The organism is Nocardia sp. CDC159 (assembly GCF_023740735.1).
Taxonomy (GTDB): domain Bacteria; phylum Actinomycetota; class Actinomycetes; order Mycobacteriales; family Mycobacteriaceae; genus Nocardia; species Nocardia pulmonis.
Window position 1 is genome coordinate 563,745 of sequence record NZ_JAMRXH010000003.1, and the last position, 16,774, is coordinate 580,518.

The 16,774-nt window shown below is 70.5% G+C and carries 16 protein-coding genes; 5 read left to right on the forward strand and 11 right to left on the reverse strand.

All coding sequences use genetic code 11. The features are described from left to right. Positions 1–5: 5 nt before the first annotated feature. Both NDR87_RS09595 and NDR87_RS09600 read right to left on the reverse strand, forming a co-directional pair. Entirely contained in the window at positions 6–809 is an 804-nt protein-coding gene (locus NDR87_RS09595) for an NAD(P)H-binding protein (protein WP_251910777.1), read from the reverse strand. A gap of 97 nt (positions 810–906) precedes the next feature. Further along, a complete protein-coding gene (locus tag NDR87_RS09600; RefSeq protein ID WP_251910778.1) occupies positions 907–1,473 on the reverse strand; it encodes a TetR/AcrR family transcriptional regulator in 567 nt (188 codons plus the stop codon). 124 nt (positions 1,474–1,597) lie between these two features. Between NDR87_RS09600 and NDR87_RS09605 the strand changes: the two genes are divergently transcribed. Both NDR87_RS09605 and NDR87_RS09610 read left to right on the forward strand, forming a co-directional pair. After that, positions 1,598–3,277 (forward strand): nitroreductase family deazaflavin-dependent oxidoreductase, encoded by a 1,680-nt coding sequence (locus NDR87_RS09605; RefSeq protein WP_251910779.1) that lies wholly within the window; start codon positions 1,598–1,600, stop codon positions 3,275–3,277. Positions 3,278–3,409: 132 nt separating this feature from the next. Beyond that, complete coding sequence (locus NDR87_RS09610) at positions 3,410–4,195, forward strand: IclR family transcriptional regulator (RefSeq protein WP_251910780.1); 786 nt, start codon at positions 3,410–3,412, stop codon at positions 4,193–4,195. 7 nt (positions 4,196–4,202) lie between these two features. On the opposite strand, the gene NDR87_RS09615 is transcribed toward NDR87_RS09610, so the two are convergent. Then, positions 4,203–4,865 (reverse strand): bifunctional 2-polyprenyl-6-hydroxyphenol methylase/3-demethylubiquinol 3-O-methyltransferase UbiG, encoded by a 663-nt coding sequence (locus NDR87_RS09615; protein WP_251910781.1) that lies wholly within the window; start codon positions 4,863–4,865, stop codon positions 4,203–4,205. Between the two features lie 44 nt (positions 4,866–4,909). After that, positions 4,910–5,821, reverse strand: coding sequence for an LLM class F420-dependent oxidoreductase (locus NDR87_RS09620; protein WP_251910782.1), 912 nt, complete (start codon positions 5,819–5,821; stop codon positions 4,910–4,912). Positions 5,822–5,943: 122 nt separating this feature from the next. Here NDR87_RS09620 and NDR87_RS09625 point away from each other — a divergent pair, with 122 nt between their 5' ends. Beyond that, positions 5,944–8,220 (forward strand): LuxR C-terminal-related transcriptional regulator, encoded by a 2,277-nt coding sequence (locus NDR87_RS09625; RefSeq protein ID WP_251910783.1) that lies wholly within the window; start codon positions 5,944–5,946, stop codon positions 8,218–8,220. Here the strand turns inward: NDR87_RS09625 and NDR87_RS09630 are convergent. From NDR87_RS09630 to NDR87_RS09645, 4 genes are read right to left on the reverse strand one after another with little or no spacing between them, the layout of a single operon-like run. Beyond that, complete coding sequence (locus tag NDR87_RS09630; protein ID WP_251910784.1) at positions 8,207–8,728, reverse strand: DinB family protein; 522 nt, start codon at positions 8,726–8,728, stop codon at positions 8,207–8,209. The genes NDR87_RS09625 and NDR87_RS09630 overlap by 14 nt on opposite strands. Before the next feature lie 37 nt (positions 8,729–8,765). Beyond that, positions 8,766–10,166, reverse strand: coding sequence for a xylulokinase (xylB, locus tag NDR87_RS09635; RefSeq protein WP_251910868.1), 1,401 nt, complete (start codon positions 10,164–10,166; stop codon positions 8,766–8,768). Continuing rightward, positions 10,163–11,164 carry a zinc-dependent alcohol dehydrogenase family protein gene (locus tag NDR87_RS09640; protein WP_251910785.1) on the reverse strand — a complete coding sequence of 334 codons (1,002 nt, stop codon included), beginning with the start codon at positions 11,162–11,164 and terminating at the stop codon, positions 10,163–10,165. The genes xylB and NDR87_RS09640 overlap by 4 nt, the downstream gene beginning before the upstream one ends. Positions 11,165–11,218: 54 nt before the next feature. Further along, positions 11,219–12,238, reverse strand: a complete 1,020-nt coding sequence (locus NDR87_RS09645; RefSeq protein WP_251910786.1) for a glycoside hydrolase family 172 protein — start codon at positions 12,236–12,238, stop codon at positions 11,219–11,221. 90 nt (positions 12,239–12,328) lie between these two features. On the opposite strand from NDR87_RS09645, the gene NDR87_RS09650 reads away from it, so the two are divergent. Further along, a complete protein-coding gene (locus NDR87_RS09650) occupies positions 12,329–13,090 on the forward strand; it encodes a nucleotidyltransferase domain-containing protein (protein ID WP_251910787.1) in 762 nt (253 codons plus the stop codon). 10 nt (positions 13,091–13,100) lie between these two features. Continuing rightward, positions 13,101–13,859 (forward strand): maleylpyruvate isomerase family mycothiol-dependent enzyme, encoded by a 759-nt coding sequence (locus NDR87_RS09655; protein WP_251910788.1) that lies wholly within the window; start codon positions 13,101–13,103, stop codon positions 13,857–13,859. A gap of 19 nt (positions 13,860–13,878) precedes the next feature. Here the strand turns inward: NDR87_RS09655 and NDR87_RS09660 are convergent, their stop codons facing one another. From NDR87_RS09660 to NDR87_RS09670, 3 genes are read right to left on the reverse strand one after another with little or no spacing between them, the layout of a single operon-like run. Next, complete coding sequence (locus NDR87_RS09660) at positions 13,879–14,346, reverse strand: thioredoxin domain-containing protein (RefSeq protein WP_308212068.1); 468 nt, start codon at positions 14,344–14,346, stop codon at positions 13,879–13,881. Positions 14,347–14,377: 31 nt separating this feature from the next. Next, positions 14,378–15,856, reverse strand: a complete 1,479-nt coding sequence (locus NDR87_RS09665; RefSeq protein WP_251910789.1) for an FGGY-family carbohydrate kinase — start codon at positions 15,854–15,856, stop codon at positions 14,378–14,380. Between the two features lie 32 nt (positions 15,857–15,888). Further along, positions 15,889–16,728 (reverse strand): glycosyl hydrolase family 32, encoded by an 840-nt coding sequence (locus NDR87_RS09670; protein WP_251910790.1) that lies wholly within the window; start codon positions 16,726–16,728, stop codon positions 15,889–15,891. Between the last annotated feature and the right edge of the window lie 46 nt (positions 16,729–16,774).

Below are 16,774 nucleotides of genomic sequence, written 5' to 3' on the forward strand. Positions count from 1 at the left end.
CCGGTTCAGCGGAATTGGTCGGCGTGGGCGGCCGCCCACTCGGCGAAGGTGGTGGCCGGGCGGCCCGTGACGTCGGCGATCGTGGTGTTGGCCCGGTGGGGATGGTCGACGCCCAGCGCCAGGCCGTCGACGTAATCGCGGGCGAAATCGCCCAGCATCGGTTCGAGCAGCGCTACGGCCTCCTCGTGCGAGACCGTCACGAACGACAGCTCGCGCCCCAATACGGCACCCAGCTGCCGCACGCGTTCGGCCCGGGTGAGGGTTTGCGGACCGGTCAGGGTGTAGGTCGCCCCCGCGTGCCCGTCCTGGGTCAGCACGGTCGCGGCCACCCGGGCGATATCGTCCATCGCCACAGCGGCATTCGCCGACTCCGGATACGGCTCGCGGACCGCACCGGTGCGGCGGATCTGTTCGGCCCACATCTCGAAGTTGTCCATGAACTCCCCCGCGTACAGGTGGGTCCAGGCCACTCCCGACTTCTCGACGGCCTGCGCGATCGGCTGCCAGTCGGTGGTGTCGTCGCCGGACAGATCGACGATATGGCGAATTCCGGCGCGCCGGGCCAGTTCCACCACCTCGGTCACGGTTTCCAGCTTGGGCGCCAGATACATCCGGTCCACCCCCTCGAAGGCCGCGGGCAGCGACTCGAGCCGGCCCAGATACCCGCGCACGACCTCCACCTGCGGTGGCAGTCCGGCCCGCTCCGGCCGATTGGACAGGGCGCGAATATCGTCCGCCCCCAAAGCGATCAGATGGTCCACGGTCATGCGACCGATATTTCCGGTGGCGCCGGTAACCAGAATCTTCATGCGGTCAAGCTACCCCGGAAAATCGCTCACACGCACGTGGAAATTTTCGGCAATTATTGCGGCGGAACGTACTTGACCTATTGGCGCGAAACGCGTCTCAGCCCGCCCGGGTGTATTGGGCCACCAGCGCCGACATCTGCGCGCCGACCCGTTCCAGCGGCGCGGCCGACCGCGTCGCCAGCGACATCACCACCGCCCCCTCGACCGCGGCGACGATCGTGGTCGCCAGCGACAGCGCGGTGTCGGGATCCACCTTCTCCGCCTCCAGCCGCTGGGCCAGGATCTGCTCCCAATCGGCGAAGGCCGCCCCGGCCGCGTCGGCGGCCTCGGGCGCCTCCGAACGCCCGAGGGCGGCGGCCACGATCGGGCAGCCGGCGGTGAAATCGCTCGACACCAGCACCTCGCGCCACATGCCCGGGAAGGTGGCCAGGGTGGTCGCCAGGTCCGCGCCCGCGGTGACCGTCCGCAGCAGCGCGCTGTAGGCCTGCCCGGCGAACCGGGTCGCCTCGGCCACGAGCTCCGATTTCCCGCCGGGAAAGTTCAGATACACCGAACGCCGCGAAATGCCGCTGTGCTCGAGCAGCTGCGCGATACCCGTCCCGGCCACGCCGTTGCGGCGCATCAACTCCACGGCGCTATCGATGAGCCGATCGCGGGCTCCCATCTGCGACCCCTTCCTGCACGGTCCGTCCGCCCAGCCTACCCTTGATGTATACCGATCGGTGTACTACCCTTCAGTAAACCATTCGGTCTACCACGGGGTGGACCGCACGGAAGGGAGTACCGCCTTGGCCGCCTTGCCCGATCCCCTGCCCCTTCCCTGCGGACAGGTACTGCCCAACCGCATTATGAAGTCCGCGCTCAGCGAGGGCCTCGGCGACGGCGAGCACGGCCCCGACGACCGCCTGACCCGGCTGTTCCGGCGCTGGGGCACGGGCGGTTTCGGCCTCATCGTCACCGGCAATGTGATGATCGACCGCACCCAGCTCGGCGAGCCGGGCAATGTCGCCATCGAGGACGAGCGACATCTGGAGGAGCTGACCCGCTGGGCCAAGGCGGGCAAGGACGGCGGTACGCCGGTCTGGGTGCAGCTCAATCACCCCGGGCGGCAGTCGAATCCGATCGCGTCGCGCCGCCGCCCGGTCGCGCCGTCGGCGGTCGCGCTCGGCATTCCGGGCATGCCCACGCCGCGGGCGCTGACCGAGGCGGAGATCCACGACATCATCGACCGCTTCGCCACCGCCGCCCGGATCGTGGAGACCGCGGGCTTCGACGGCGTGCAGATCCACGGCGCGCACGGCTATCTGGTCTCGCAATTCCTGTCTCCGCTGGCCAACCGGCGCACCGACGCCTGGGGCGGCGATCCGCAGCGGCGGGCCCGGTTCGTGATCGAGGTGGCGCGGGCGATCCGCGCGGCGGTGAGCCCCGGCTTCGCGGTCGGCATCAAGTTGAATTCCGCCGATTTCCAGCGCGGCGGATTCAGCGAGGAGGAATCGCGCGCGGTGGTCGAACGCCTCGCGGCCGAACAGCTGGATCTCATCGAGATCAGCGGCGGCAGTTACGAATCCCCGGCCATGATGGGCCGCTCGGCGAGCACCCGGGCACGTGAGGCCTACTTCCTGGAGTACGCCCAAACCGTGCGTGCCCTGGCGCGTACGGTCCCGCTGGCGGTGACCGGCGGTTTCCGCACCCGCGCGGTGATGGCCGAGGCGGTGGAGTCGGGCGCCTGCGACGTGGTCGGCGTGGGCCGCCCGTCGGCCGTGATCACCGCCGCCGCGGGCGATCTGCTCACCGGCCGCACCGACGCCCTACGGCCCCCGGCCATCTCGCTGGGTCTGCCGCAACGCTTGTCGGATGTGCGCACCGTCAAGGCCTTCGACGGCGCGCTGGATCTGCAGTGGCACACCGATCAGCTGCATCGGCTCGGCGCGGGTCTGGACCCGGACCCGGCGCGCTCACCGTGGCGCACGGCGGTATCGATGCTGCGGCGCAACGGCTGGGACGCCTTCCGCCCGCAGCGCGGTCCGGCTCGCACCGACCGGCTGGCCCGCAAATTCGCCGTCGAGCGCGCCGTCGGCCGCTACCTGGTGAATCCGGCGTTCCGCGCGCTGGACCGGGTCGGGGTGCGGTCGAGCTTCGCGACCGAACTGGAGACCATCGGCCGCAAGTCCGGACAGCCCCGCCGGGTGCCGGTGTCGGTGCTGTTCGACGAGGCGGGTGCGTGGATCATCTGCCAGCACGGCCTGCGTTCGGGCTGGGGCAACAACGTGCGCGCCAACCCGCGGGTGCGCCTGCGCCAAGGCGATCGGTGGCGCATCGGCGTGGCCGAGCTGCGCCCGGACGACGATGTGGTGGAGCGCGCCAAGGCCTTCGCACCGCATCCGCGGCTGGCCCCGCTGACCGCCGCGGGCTTCGCCGCCCTGCAGACCACGCCCATCTCCGTGCGCGTGACCTTCACCGACAACTGATCCGTAACACCTACGTAATTCCACCGATTCGCCGCGCCCGCGCGGCGAGCACTGTGACTGGTGACACAAATCGAAAACGCTCATGCCTGGATGCCCGGCTTCTAGGCTGCCGATGAGCTTACGGAGGTACCCATGACCGTCACCGTGCTGCGTTCCGCGGAACGCGCGAATCCGGTGTCGATGATCGAACGGATGACGCTGATCCTCGACGCGTTCGATGCCTCCACTCCCACCCTGACGCTGCTGGAGCTGGTCGACCGCACCGGGTTGCCCCGCTCGACCGTGCATCGCATCCTCGACCAGATGATCCGACTGCGCTGGCTGGCGCACACCTCGGGCGGCTACCGGCTGGGCATGCGCACACTGGAGCTGGGCGGGCTGACCGCCGACCACAACGAGATCCGCGACGCGGTGAGCCCGCTGCTGCACGAACTGTCCCAGCGCACCGGCATGGTCGGCCATCTGGCGGTGCTCGACGGACGCGACGTGGTCTATCTGGACAAGGCAGGCGGCCGCTTCGCCGCCGCCCTGCCCACCCGCCTCGGTGGTCGGATGCCCGCGCACGCAACGGCTTTGGGCAAGGCCATGCTGTCGGTCCTGGAACCGGATATCGCCGAGGCCGCCTTCCGCACCCGGCTGGCGCGGCTGACTCCGCGCACCGTCTGCGAACCCGAGGCGTTGCAGCGCGAGCTCGCCCAGATCCGCCTGCGCCAGGGCGTGGCGATCGACCGGGAGGAGGCGGTCGCCGGAATCGCCTGTGTCGCGGCGCCGTTGCGCGGTCGCGGCACGGCACCGGCGGCACTGTCGCTGTCCGGGCGGGCCGACGGCATGAGCTTCGACCGGCTGGCCCGCGTGGTGCTCGAGGTGTCGCACGAGGCGGGGCGGCTGCTGTTCCCGCGCCGCGCGCGCTGGCGCTGACCCGGCGCTACCGGCGGCGAATCCGCGCCAGCCAGGCGCTGACCCGCACCGTACCGTCCGCGGCGACGTCGAGCCCCTGAGAATCCTCGGCCACCGTATCGGTGATCCGGCCGGTGTAGTGCGACGGCCGCAGCTCCTCCAGATCCCAGCCCTCGGTGAAGGATTCGCGGATCATGGTGTCGCTGATCCGCGGTCCGAAGCCGGGTTCGGCATCGGACAGGGCCAGCAGATGCAGGACCCCGCCCGGCCGCAGCAGCGTGTGCAGGCTGCGAACGTAGGCGGCGCGGGTACCGGGATCGTCGAGGAAGATGTGGAACAGGGCGCTGTCGACGACGGTGTCGAACAGCCCGAAGCGCGCGGCGTACTCCGGATCGGCGCCGATGCGGACCGCGTCGGCCACCTCGAAGCGCGCGCCGGGCACGCCCTTCGCCTCGGCATTGCGCCGGGCATAGGCGATCGCGCTCGGCGCCAGATCCACTCCCAGCACGTCGTAGCCGAGCCTGGTCAGCGCGATCGTGTGCTCCCCCGCCCCGCACCCGGGATCCAGCACCCGCCCCCGGATCAGACCCTGGTCCGCCACGGCCATGATCGCGGGTTGCGGCGCGCCGATCACCCACGGCGCGGTGTCGTTGTCGTACACGGTGTTCCAGAACTCTGCGGTCTGCGTCATGGCTCCACCCTGCTACCTCGAGTGCGCTCGAGGTCAAGCGACACTCAGCTCGCCAGCCCCGCGAGCAGTTTGCGGGTGCGGGCGGCGGACTCGCCGCCGGTGAACAGCGCGCCGACGAATTCGGTTGCGCCCGAGGCGATGATCTCGTGGATGCGGGCGGCGACCTGATCCTCGGTGCCGACGATGGCCAGATCGCCGGGGCCCGCGACGCCCTCGCGGTCCATCATGGCCCGATAGGACGGCAGCGTGCCGTAGGCCTCGAACACCGTGGCGGCCTTGTTCCGAGCCGCGTCGGCGTCGTCGGTCACACAGACCGGCAGCGCGCACACCACGCGCGGGGCGGGTCGTCCGGCCGCGGCCGCCGCCTCGGTGACGATCGGCGCGATATGGGTGCGGATGGTCGCCGGACCGGTCATCCACAGCACGGTGCCGTCGGTGCGGCGCCCGGCCAGCTTCAGCATCTGCGGCCCCATCGCGGCCAGCAACACCGGCACCCGATCCTCGTTCGGCACCTCCAGCGCGAGATTGGCGCGGATCGTCTCACCCGCATAGGACACCGGCTCACCCGCGAGCAGCGGCAGCAGCACCGACAGGTACTCCTTCATATGCCGAGCGGGCTTGTCGAAGTCGTATCCGTACATGTTCTCGATGACGATTCGATGCGACAGCCCGATGCCCAGGCTCAGCCGGTCCGGGCCGACGGCCAGGGCGGTGGTGCGCGCCTGCTGCGCGAGCGCCCCGGGATGGCGCGGATACGTCGGCACCACGCCGGTGCCGAGCTCGATACCCGGGACTTGGCTGCCCGCCACCGCGAGGGCGGTCAGCGCGTCGATCCCGAAAATGTGCGACAACCAGGCCGATTGGAAGCCCTCCTCGGCGGCTTGCCGCAGGTCGTCGGTCAGCCGGAGCAATGCGTCCGATCCGGTCGGTTGGCCGAGCATGATGCCGATGCGCACGGCAGGTGCCTCCTCGTCGCGGCGAAATATGAGCGCCAGTTCTCCTGTACGCCCGTCCAGCCTATGCCCGCACCGCCGAAGCCCACCCACCGGGAATACGGGTTTCGATAGTGTTACCAAGCATGGCGCGGCGTGTCTCCGGAAACCTTCCCGCCGAAGTCACCAGCTTCGTCGGCCGCCGCGACGAACTGGCCACCGCGCGTCGGCTGCTGACCTCGACGCGGGTGCTGAGCCTGCTCGGTCCCGGCGGAGTGGGCAAGACCAGGCTGTCGCGGCAGGTGGGTGAGCTCGTGGCGCGCGGGTTCCCCGACGGCGTCTGGCTGGTGGAACTGGCCGATGTGCGCGATCCGGAGCTGGTGACGCTGGCCGTGGCCGACGCACTGCAGCTGGGCGACGACACCACCGCACCGCTGCCGAGGCTGCTGGAATTTCTGGCCGCCAAGCGGCTGCTGCTCATCGTGGACAACTGCGAACATCTCATCGAGGCGGTGGCCACCCTGGTCGAGCGCATCGTGGCCAGCACCGACCGGGTACGGGTGCTCACCACCAGCCGCGAGGTGCTGGGCATCCCCGGCGAACAGGTCATGCCGGTGCCGCCGCTGCCCGCCGTCGAACCGGACAGCGACGCGCTGCGGCTGCTGGTCGAGCGCGCGAGCGCCGCCAACCCCGACTTCGCCCGCACCCCGGCCAACCACCGAACCCTGACCGCGATCTGCCGTCGGCTCGACGGCATCCCGCTCGCACTCGAACTGGCGGCCCTGCGGTTTCGCGTCTTCACCCCCGAACAGATCCTGGCCCGCCTGGACAACACGATGGAACTGCTGCGCGCCGGACCCCGCACCGCACCGCACCGCCAGCGGACCATCGAGGGTGCCATCCGCTGGAGCTACGAGCTGTGCTCACCCGCCGAACAGCGGCTGTGGGAACGGTTTTCGGCATTCGCGGGCGGCTTCGACATCGATGCCGCCGAGGCGGTCTGCGCCCCGGGCGGACATGTGGTCGACGCGCTGACGGGGCTGGTGGACAAGTCCGTGCTCACGCTGCGCTACGAGGGCGCGACAGCCAGATATTCGATGCTGGAACCGATTCGGCAGTTCGGGCACGACCGGTTGACCGAGCGCGGCGACGCCGCGGTCGTGCGGGCCCGCCACCGCGATCACTACCGGGCCCTGGCGCTGCGGGGACAGCGGGCCTACGGCGGCGAGGAGGATGTCGCGTGGTTCGCGGAGCTGACTCGCGAGCACGCCAATCTTCGCTCAGCACTGCGGTTCTCGCTCACCGACGCCCCGGCGCTGGCCGTGGAGACCGCCACCGCGCTGCGGCCCTACTGGGAGCACTACCGGTTCCTGTCGGAGGGCTATCGCTGGCTGACCGACGCGCTGGACCGCTATCCGGATCCGACACCGCTGCGGGCGCGCGGGCTGTCCTCGGCGGGTTCGCTGGCGGGGCTGCTGTCCGATCGCGCGGCGGCGGGTCGGCTGCTGGACGAATGCGTCATGCTCGCAACCGAACTGAGCGCAGACGACATTCTCGCGGAGGCACGGCTGGGCGCGGCGCTGATCGCGTTCACCGACGGCGACACCGCGGGCGCGCTGACCCGCTGCGATCAGGCCGCGACACTGGCCCGCGAATGCGGACGGCCCACCGTCGAAATGGACAGCCTGGCCTTCGGATTCATCTGCGCGACGGTACTGGCGCAAGAGCGCGCCACCGCGATCGCGACGGAATTCCTCGCGCTGACCACCCGATACGGCTCGCATCTCCTCGGCGGGCTGGCGCTGTGGGCGGTCGGACTGGACCACTGGCGACGCGGGAATCAGGACGCGGCGGCGGACTACATGGGCCGCGCCATCGAAATGCTGGCCCGGTTCGATCGCTGCGTCTGGCTGGCCTCGGCATTCGAGGGAATGGCGTGGTCGGATGCGGCGCGCGGCGAATTCGAGCGGGCCGCCCGGTTGATGGGCGCGGCGCAGACCCTGCAGCGCAGCACCGTCCGGCTGGCGCACGCCATCATCGGCACCGTCGGGGAGAAGGTGCGCGAACAGGTCCGGAACGCGCTGGGCGAACAGGGCTTTCGCGCGTCCTACGACAGCGGTGCGGCGCTACCGTTGCCCGCCGCCATCGACTACGCGCTGGGCCGCACCGCCGCGCCCGCGAACCCGCCCGCCCCGCCGCGCCGAATCGACACCGCCGCACTGGATGTGCTCACCCGGCGCGAGAAGGATGTCGCCCGCCTGATCGCGGTGGGCCACAGCAACAAGCGCATCGCCGCCGAACTGGTGATCTCGGTGCGCACGGCCGAAACCCACGTCGAGCACATCCTCACCAAACTCGGTTTCACCTCGCGCACCCAGATCGCGGGCTGGGCCCGCGATCACGGCCTGCTCACTCCCCCGTGACGCCGTCGATGCGTTCGCGCAGTAGATCCGCATGCCCGTTGTGGCGGGCATACTCCTCGATCATGTGCAGATAGACCCAGCGCAGGCTCATGGTTTCCCCGGTGCGCGGGTGGACGAAGGTGTGGTCCAGGGCGAGCTCGGCCACGGCCTTGTCGCAGGCCGCGATCTCCTCCCGGAATACCGCCACCGCGGCCGCGGCATCCGCATCGGCCACCGCGTGGAAGTCCGCGTCCTGATCCGCCTCGGTCCAGTACAGATCCGGAACGTCCTCGCCGCAGACGCGCTTGCGGAACCAGGTTCGCTCGACATCGGTCAGATGCCGAATCAGCCCGAGCAACGACAGCTCCGACGGCTCGGCACTGCGCAGCCGCAGTTGCTCGGCGTCGAGCCCCTCGCATTTGCGCAGCAACGTCATTCGATGGTGATCCAGCCACGTCTGCACCATTGCCCGCTCGGCGCCAATGCCGGGCGGTTCGGGCCGGTCGACCTCGGGAACGGTCCAGGTCATAGCGCGACTGTAGAGGAGCCGGCCGTGCCGAATCATCTCAATTTCCGTGGATCGCCCGGCGCAGGCGACCATACCGCTCCCGGATCGCGCGACCGGAATCGACTGCGGGCGCCTCGATTTCCCGCGCGGGCGGGACCGGCCAGTCGGGCGGATTCGCGGTGGCGGTCAGCGCCCAGGCGGCCTGGCGCGCCGCGCCGAGGGCCACATATTCCCGCGGCTCGGGCACCGCGACCGCCAGACCGAAGATGTCGCGGGCGATCTCGGCGATCAATGGACTGGCCGCCGCGCCGCCGATCAGCACGACGCGACGCGGTGGGAGCTCCCCCGCGCGCAACCGGTCCAGGGCCTCGGCGAGATTGCACACCATCCCCTCGGCCGCGGCGCGGGCGATATTCGGCGGCCGCATGTTCCGCGGCGTCAGACCGTGCAGGGTGCCGGTCGCCTCGGGCAGGTCGGGGGTGCGCTCGCCGGTCAGATAGGGCAGCAGTGTGAGGCCGTCCGCGCCCGCAACCGCTTGGCGGGCCAGCCCTTCCAGCGCGCTCGCCGCCACCCCCAGCATCCGCGCCGCGGCCTCGAGCACCCGCGCCGCATTGAGCGTGCACACCAGCGGCAGATACGCACCGGTCGCATCGGCGAAGCCGTTGATCGCGCCCGTGGCGTCGGCGCTGGGCGAGGAGCTGCGGGTGTACACGGTGCCGCTGGTGCCCAGCGAGACCACCACCTCGCCCTCCCGCAACCCCAAACCCAGTGCGGCGGCGGCATTGTCGCCGGTACCGGCCGCCACGAGCACACCATCGGGCGTATGCCCCGCGGTCTGCGCCGGGCCCAGCACTCGCGGCAGCCCCGGCCGCCGTCCCCGAAAGGCGAGCGCCAGCAGGTCTTCTCGATAACGCTCCTCGCCCGGCGACCAGTACCCGGTCCCCGAGGCGTCGCCCCGATCGGTGGTCGGCTCGACATCGACGGTGCCGCCGCGCAATCGCCAGGTCAGGTAGTCGTGCGGCAGCAGCACCCGTGCCACCCGATCGGCGAGTTCGGGTTCCCGATCGGCCATCCACCGCAACTTGGCGACCGTATGCGCGGCCAGCGGCACGCTACCGACCGCCTTCGCCCACTCCTGCGGTCCGCCCAGCTCCTCCACCAGCGCGGCCGCCGCCCCGGCCGAGCGGGTGTCGTTCCACAGCAACGCGTCCCGCACCGGCCGACCCCGCGCGTCCAGCGTCACCAGCCCGTGCTGCTGCGCGGCCACCGCAATGGCCGCGACCCCGTCGAGCAGGCCGTCCGCGGCCGACAGCCAGGCGTCCCACCACGCCCGCGCGGGCACCTCGGTGCCCTCGGGGTGCGCAATCCGGCGCTGCCGCACGATCTTTCCGCTCTCGGCCTCGCACACCACCACCTTGCACGACTGCGTCGAGCTGTCGACCCCCGCGACCAGCATCAGCGCCGTCCGGGCCGGATCTGGATCTTGCGCCCGGCCCCGGCGCGGAAGGTGCGCAGCGCCTCGTCGAATCCGGTGAGCGGGAAATCGTGAGTGATCATGGTGTCGGCGTCGATCACACCCTCGGCGAGCAGATCCACCGCCCGCCCGAAGCTGTGCAGCACGGCCATCGATCCGACGATGGTGATCTCGTCGTTGTAGATCCGAAACGGCGAGATGGCCGCCCGGGCATCGCCCGCGGCGACCCCGAACTGCTGGAAGGTGCCCCCGCGCCGGACCCGCGACAGTCCGTCCTCGATCGCCGGGATTGCACCGGTGCAGTCGATCACGATCTCCCACCCCTCGGGCCGACCCAGCTCGTCGGCCGAGGTCGCCGCGGCATCCGCGCCGAGCGTGCGCGCCACCTCGAGCCGTCCGGTGTTGATGTCCACCATCGACACCGAGGCCGCCCCCGACGCGGTGGCCAGCTGCAGCATCAGCAGCCCCATGGTGCCCGCGCCGTAGACCAGATAGTGCGAACCCAGCTGCCGCGGCAGCATGTCGAATCCGTGCACCGCGCACGACAGCGGCTCCACCAGCGCCCCGTGCGCGGCCGAGACATGCCCTGGCAGCCGGTAGCAGTTGGCCGCGGGGACCTTCACGTATTCGGCCATGGCCCCGTCGACGGTATCGCCGATCGCCGCCCAGTTCTCGCACAGATTGCCCCGGCCGATCGCGCAGAAGTGGCAGCGCCCGCAGAACAGCGACGGATCCACGGCCACCATATCCCCGGCCCGCACGCCCGCCGCGTCGCCACCGAGCGCCACCACCTCCCCGGCGAACTCGTGGCCGGGCACGATCGGATACGGCGTCGGCGGAAACTCCCCGTCCACGATGTGCACGTCGGTACCGCAGATGCCGACCGCACCGACCCGCACCACCACCTCGCCGGGGCCGGGCGTCGGATCGGGCACCGACTCGACCGAGAACCGTCCGGGCTTATCGATCACCAAGGCTTGCATATCTCCACCTTGCCCCGGATTCGCCGAGGCATGCCGTGACGACGCCGATATCACCTAGCGGCGTGCCGTGACCAACCGGTTCTGATACCAAAAGGCGGTGCTGCCGATATCGGCGTTCTCCAGCGGCAGGTAGCGCCCGTTGTCGCCCCAGCCCAGCGCCTGGATGGTGACCCGCATGCTGCGCTGGAAGCAGATGGGGTCGCGCACGTGCCACCGGAACAGGCCGAAACGCTGATACGGCTCGTAGATCCGATCCGGCGGCAGCGCCTGGATGAAGCCGAGGTAGGGCGTGGAGTAGGTGGTGTAGCGCCCGCCCAGATCGAAGTTCCACGCCCCGCCCACATAGTCCTCGGTGCCGGTGCCGCAGATGGTGGGGAATTCGGTGTCGCCGTCGAAGTAGAACTTCATCTCGCCCTCACCCCACCACCGCGGCGCGTTCGGCTGGATGGCCAGATAGGTCCCGACGTAGCGGCCCGGCCCGGGCACCTCGTCGAGCAGGGTGTGGATGGCCGGACGACCGAGCGGATTGCGATGGCGCCACGTGGCATGCAGATAGCCCGCCTCGCGCGGCACGTCCTGCTCGAGGTAGGTCACCTGGTAGTACACCGGCACCATCCGGTCGGCGTGGTTGGTCAGCTCGATCCGGGCGTGGGCCCGAAACGGCATGGGCCAGTAGCTGTTCAGCCCGCCCGCGGGCGCAACCACCATCATCTCGGAGTTCACCAGCGCCAGCTCGCCCCAGGCGTTGCAGAAGAACGACCCCAGGGGCATATCGATCGCCGGTTCGACCTCGCTGTCCCAGAACACGCGCAGCGTGATCTGCTGTAGTCGCGTGCGGTCGGTGGTGAGCCAGAAGTGCCGAATGATGCCCGGTCCGGTGATGTCGGCGAGGACGGCCGTCGCCCCTGCCTGCAGGTGGATCGAGGGCGAGACCTTCCAGCCGATGCCCAGATCGCGCGCCGCCTCCGCACCCGTCCCGGTGGTCGCGCGCCCACCCTGGCCCGGCGCACCCGTGGGGTTCTCCGCGCTGATCGAACGGGTCCGTGCCTGATCGAGCCGCCATATCTCGTGCACCTTCCAAATTTGACACGCGCGGCGTCCGCGCGGGGCCGATTCGCGGTCGGTCCCGGGATTTTCACCCACCATCGGTGCCACGATTGAGGGGTGACGAGCGATGGCCACGAGATCGCCGAACGATTGGTGCGCGAGCTGTTCCCGCTCGCCCGCGCGGCCTGGCTGGGCGGCAGTACGGTCGACGGAACCGCCACGGCCACATCGGATCTGGACATCACCGTGCTACTGGACGGCCCGCCCGCCCCGTATCGGGAGTCGCTGCACTACAACGGCTGGCCGGTGGAGCTGTTCGTGCACACCGATGCCGCGATGGAGTATTTCTTCACCCGCGAGACCGAGCGGCGACGGCCGAATACGCTCCGGCTGGTCGGCGAGTCGCTGCTCCTGCTCGACCACGACGGCAGCGGCGGGCGACTGCGCGAACTCAGCCGGCGCAGGCTCGCCGCCGGGCCGAAACCGTTGAGCGGCAGGGAACTACGCGCGGCGCGCTACGGGCTCACCGATCTGCTCGACGATCTGATCGGCGCCGACCACGCCGATGAGCGGCTGCTGATCGCCACCTATCTGTGGCACCAGGCCGCCGATCTGCTGCTGGTCGGGCATCGCCGCTGGACCGCGCGCGGTAAGCGGCTGCAGCGGGAACTCGCGGCCTTCGATCGCGAACACGGCACCGAGTACGCGCGCGAGCTGGCCCATGCCGTGCGCTCGGTCGCCGCGGGCGCCGACGAGCCGATGATCGCGGTCGTCACCCGGGTGCTGGATCGCTTCGGCGGCAGGCTGTTCGACGGTTACCGGGCCGCGGGGCCGCCCGTGGACGCGGCACGAGTGGTCCGCACCGATCATGATGACTAGCGTTCGCGTCGTGACTTCTCTCGACACGACGGTCGTGCGCGCGGCACTGCTCGACGAGACCGACCGACTGGCCGAACTCTATCTCGACGCCGACCCGGCCACACCCATTCCCACCTGCCCGGACTGGACGCTGGCCAATCTGGTCGCACACGTCGGCGGCGGACATCGCTGGGCCGCCGCCATGATCACCGACCGCGCCACCGAATTCCTCGATTTCGCACAGGTTCCCGAGATCCGCCGCCCGCGCGAGGTCGCCGCGGCGGCGGCCTGGCTGCGCGAGGGCGCGCGCGTGGTGATCGACGCAATCGACGCCACCGGGCCGGAAGTGCCGGTGTGGACGCCGTTTTCGCAGCCGCGGCCGAGCGAGTGGTGGGTGCGCCGCCGCCTGCACGAGACGACCGCTCATCGCGCCGACGCCCTGCTGGCCCTCGGCCGCGAGGTCGATCTCGACCCAGCCCTGGCCGCCGACGGCATCTCGGAGCTGCTGGGGCTCATGGCCATGGGATCGCCGCGTTTCGGGACGCCCCTGGACGAGGGGATCACCCTGTCGCTGCACGCCACCGACGATGCCGATCACTGGCGAATTCGCCGGTCCGGCAGCGTGATCGAATGGGATGCCGACACCGCGCCCACCACCGCCGAGCTCGCCGCCACGGCCGCGGACCTGTTCCTGGTGCTGCTGCGCCGAATTCCGGTCGAGCAGCCGCGCGTTCGCATCTCCGGCGATCCGTCGGTGGTCACCACCTGGCTGGAGCGCACCGCGTTCTGACCGGCGCGTCGCCCCGAGTTCAGCGCAGCGGCAATCCGGGCCAGCCGTACGCGGACGGCCCGGTGGCCGGGCCCGCCACCGGGGTCGGACCGGTCGGCGTCGAACCGGGTTGGGGCGCGGCGAAACCCGGGATCTTCTCGGCCAGTTCCCGCCGCACCGCGTCCATGTCCAGCCACATGATCTGCTGCACGACGTCCTCGAGCTGGGCCGCGGTCTGGAAGCCCGGATTCGAGTACACCAGCAGGCCCTCACGATAGGCCTGCAGCGTCGGCAGACTGCTGATCTGCGCGGCGGCGGTCAGGGCGGGCTCGGCCTCGGTGTCGACCGTGCCGTGCACGATGTCGAGGTGCAGCCTCGACGATTCCTCGTAGATGGGCGCGAAGCGACTGCACCAGCCACACCAGTCCGCCCAGAAGTCCACCAGCACGATCGCACTGCTGGACACCGTCCGCTGAAAGTTCTGCTCGGTCAGCACCTGCGTGGACATGGGCGCATTGTCCCATGATCGGCGCGTCCCGTCACCGGGCGGCGCGGCGCTGCTGATCGGCGAGGAAATGCGCGGTCTCGCGGGTGGACTCGTAGAGCGCCCGGTAGTGGCGGTAGTACTCGTCGTACCCGGCGCTGTGCTCGGGGTCCGGGGCCACGGTCGCCACCACCGGATTCCAGTCGGCGGTGTCGATCCCGCTCGCCTCGGCGGCCAGCAGCGCATCGCCCAGGCAGGCGCCGACGGTTTCGGCCGGAAGCTGCTGCGGCAGGCCGGTGATATCGGAGACGATCCGCGTCCACAGCCCGCCCTTGGTGCCGCCACCGACCGCGACCAGCCGCCCCGCCCGACCCCCGGCCGCCGCCATCGCGTCGAGATTGTGCCGCACCCCGTAACCGATCCCCTCCAGCGCGGCCCGGTACAGCTCGGCGCGGCCGTGCCCCAGGGTGAGCCCGGCGAGCAGGCCGCGGGCGTCGGGATCGAACAGTGGCGTGCGCTCGCCCGCGAAATACGGAACCAGGATCAGCCCGCGACTGCCCACGGGCACCGCATCGGCCTCGCGCACCAGATCGCCGAACTCCCCGCCCACCAACCGGCGCAGCCAGTCGGTCACCGCACCGGAGGTCGCCATGCCCGCGGCGAGAGTGTATGTGCCGGGCCAGGTTCCGCAGGTGCCCCACAGCCCCGGATGCGGCCGCGGATCGGTGAGCACCTGCACCAGGAACATGGTGGTGCCGTACATGACCATGGCATCGCCGGGCGCGCGCACCCCGACGCTGGCCGCCTCCGCCCAGGCATCGATGGTACCGGTGGTGACCGGCAGCCCGGCCGGAAGTCCGGTGGCCGCGGCCGCCTCCCGTGTCACCTGCCCGACCCGTTCGGTGGGCCAGGCCAACTCGGGCAGCGGCAGTCCCGGCGCCACCGCATCCGCCCAGTCCGTTGCCCATTCGCGCCGACGCAGGTCGTACAGGGGGACGCACTGACTGGCCGACTGATGGTCGAGCACGTACCGGCCGGTGAGTCGGTGCACGAGAAACGAACTGGCCATCAACACCATTCGGGTGCGCACGTAGACCTGCGGCTCGTGCCGGGCCAGCCAGCGCAGCTTCGGCCCGACGGCCTGACTGGTCAGCGGCGAACCCGCCCGCCGCAGGACCGCCTCCGCCCCCAATTCCTCGTTCAACTCGGCGATTTCGACGGTGGCCCGGGTGTCTACGCCGTAGAGGATCGCCGGGCGCAGCGGATTGCCCTCGCCATCGGCGGGCAGCAGGCAGGGACCGATGCCGCTGACCGCGAGCCCCTCCAGTCCACGGCGCTCGTCGTCGGTGCGCACCAGATCGCCGACGAGCGCGCGGAACTCGGCCCACCACACCGTCTCCGCATCGTGTTCCACCCAGCCCGGCCGCGGCGTCGAGACCCCGTGCGCCCGTTCGGCCCGGGCCGTGATGGTGCCGTCCCGATCCACCAGCACGCCCTTGGAGCTGGACGTCCCGATATCGATGCCGAGAAACATGATTCCTCCCGCTGGTCGCCCACCAGCATCCCCTATTCGGTGAAGATCAAGGGCGCGATCCACACCCCGCCCTGCCCCCAGCCCGCGTGAGTGACCCACAGCTGCTCGCCGTCGTCGACGACCTCGGCGGCGTGGGCAGCGATATGACCGACCTTGTCCTCGATCCGGAACGACAGCGGATCATCGCTGCGGAACACCTCGGTGCCCACATAGTCCGGACGTGGCCCGATGAACAGATACCAGGAGTCGTTGTGCCACAGCACGAACGGCGATTCGGTATTGCCCGCGAAGGTGCCGGTGCTCGGGTCGGTGTAGGCGATGGCGCGATCGCTCCACTCCACCAGATCGGTGCTGGTGCGATAGGCCACGACGTGGTTGCCCCCGGCCGGATCGCTGGTCGCGCAGTAGTACATCACCCACCGATCCACCAGCCACAGCACCATCGGATCGCGAGCGTCGTAGCCGTCGCGGAACAGCGGCCCGTCCGGATGGCGCTGCCAGTCGAACAGATCGGTGGAGGTCGCCAGATTCATCGCGGTCGCGGTCCGGTCGACGCCGCCGCCGTCGTAGAACATGTGGTACCGCTCGCCGTCGTGCACGACATGCGGCGCCCACAGATGCGTCTCACCGTAGGACCGGTCGACGATCAGCGCGGGCGGCTGTTTGGTCCACGGACCGAGCAGCTCATCGGCGATGGCGTGGGCGAACTGGGTCTCGTCGAACGGATCGGCCGGTTCCGGGTGGGTGATGCCGTACAGATGCCAGCGCCCGCATCCGTCCCGGATCAGCGTGTGGTCGTTGATGTACCACTCCCGCTCCTCCCCCACGCTCGGATCGTAGATGCGCCGAAACGGCCCCGAGGTCACGTCCATATCGCCACCGTGCCCGCCGACCCCACCGGTCCCCGTGACGACACGC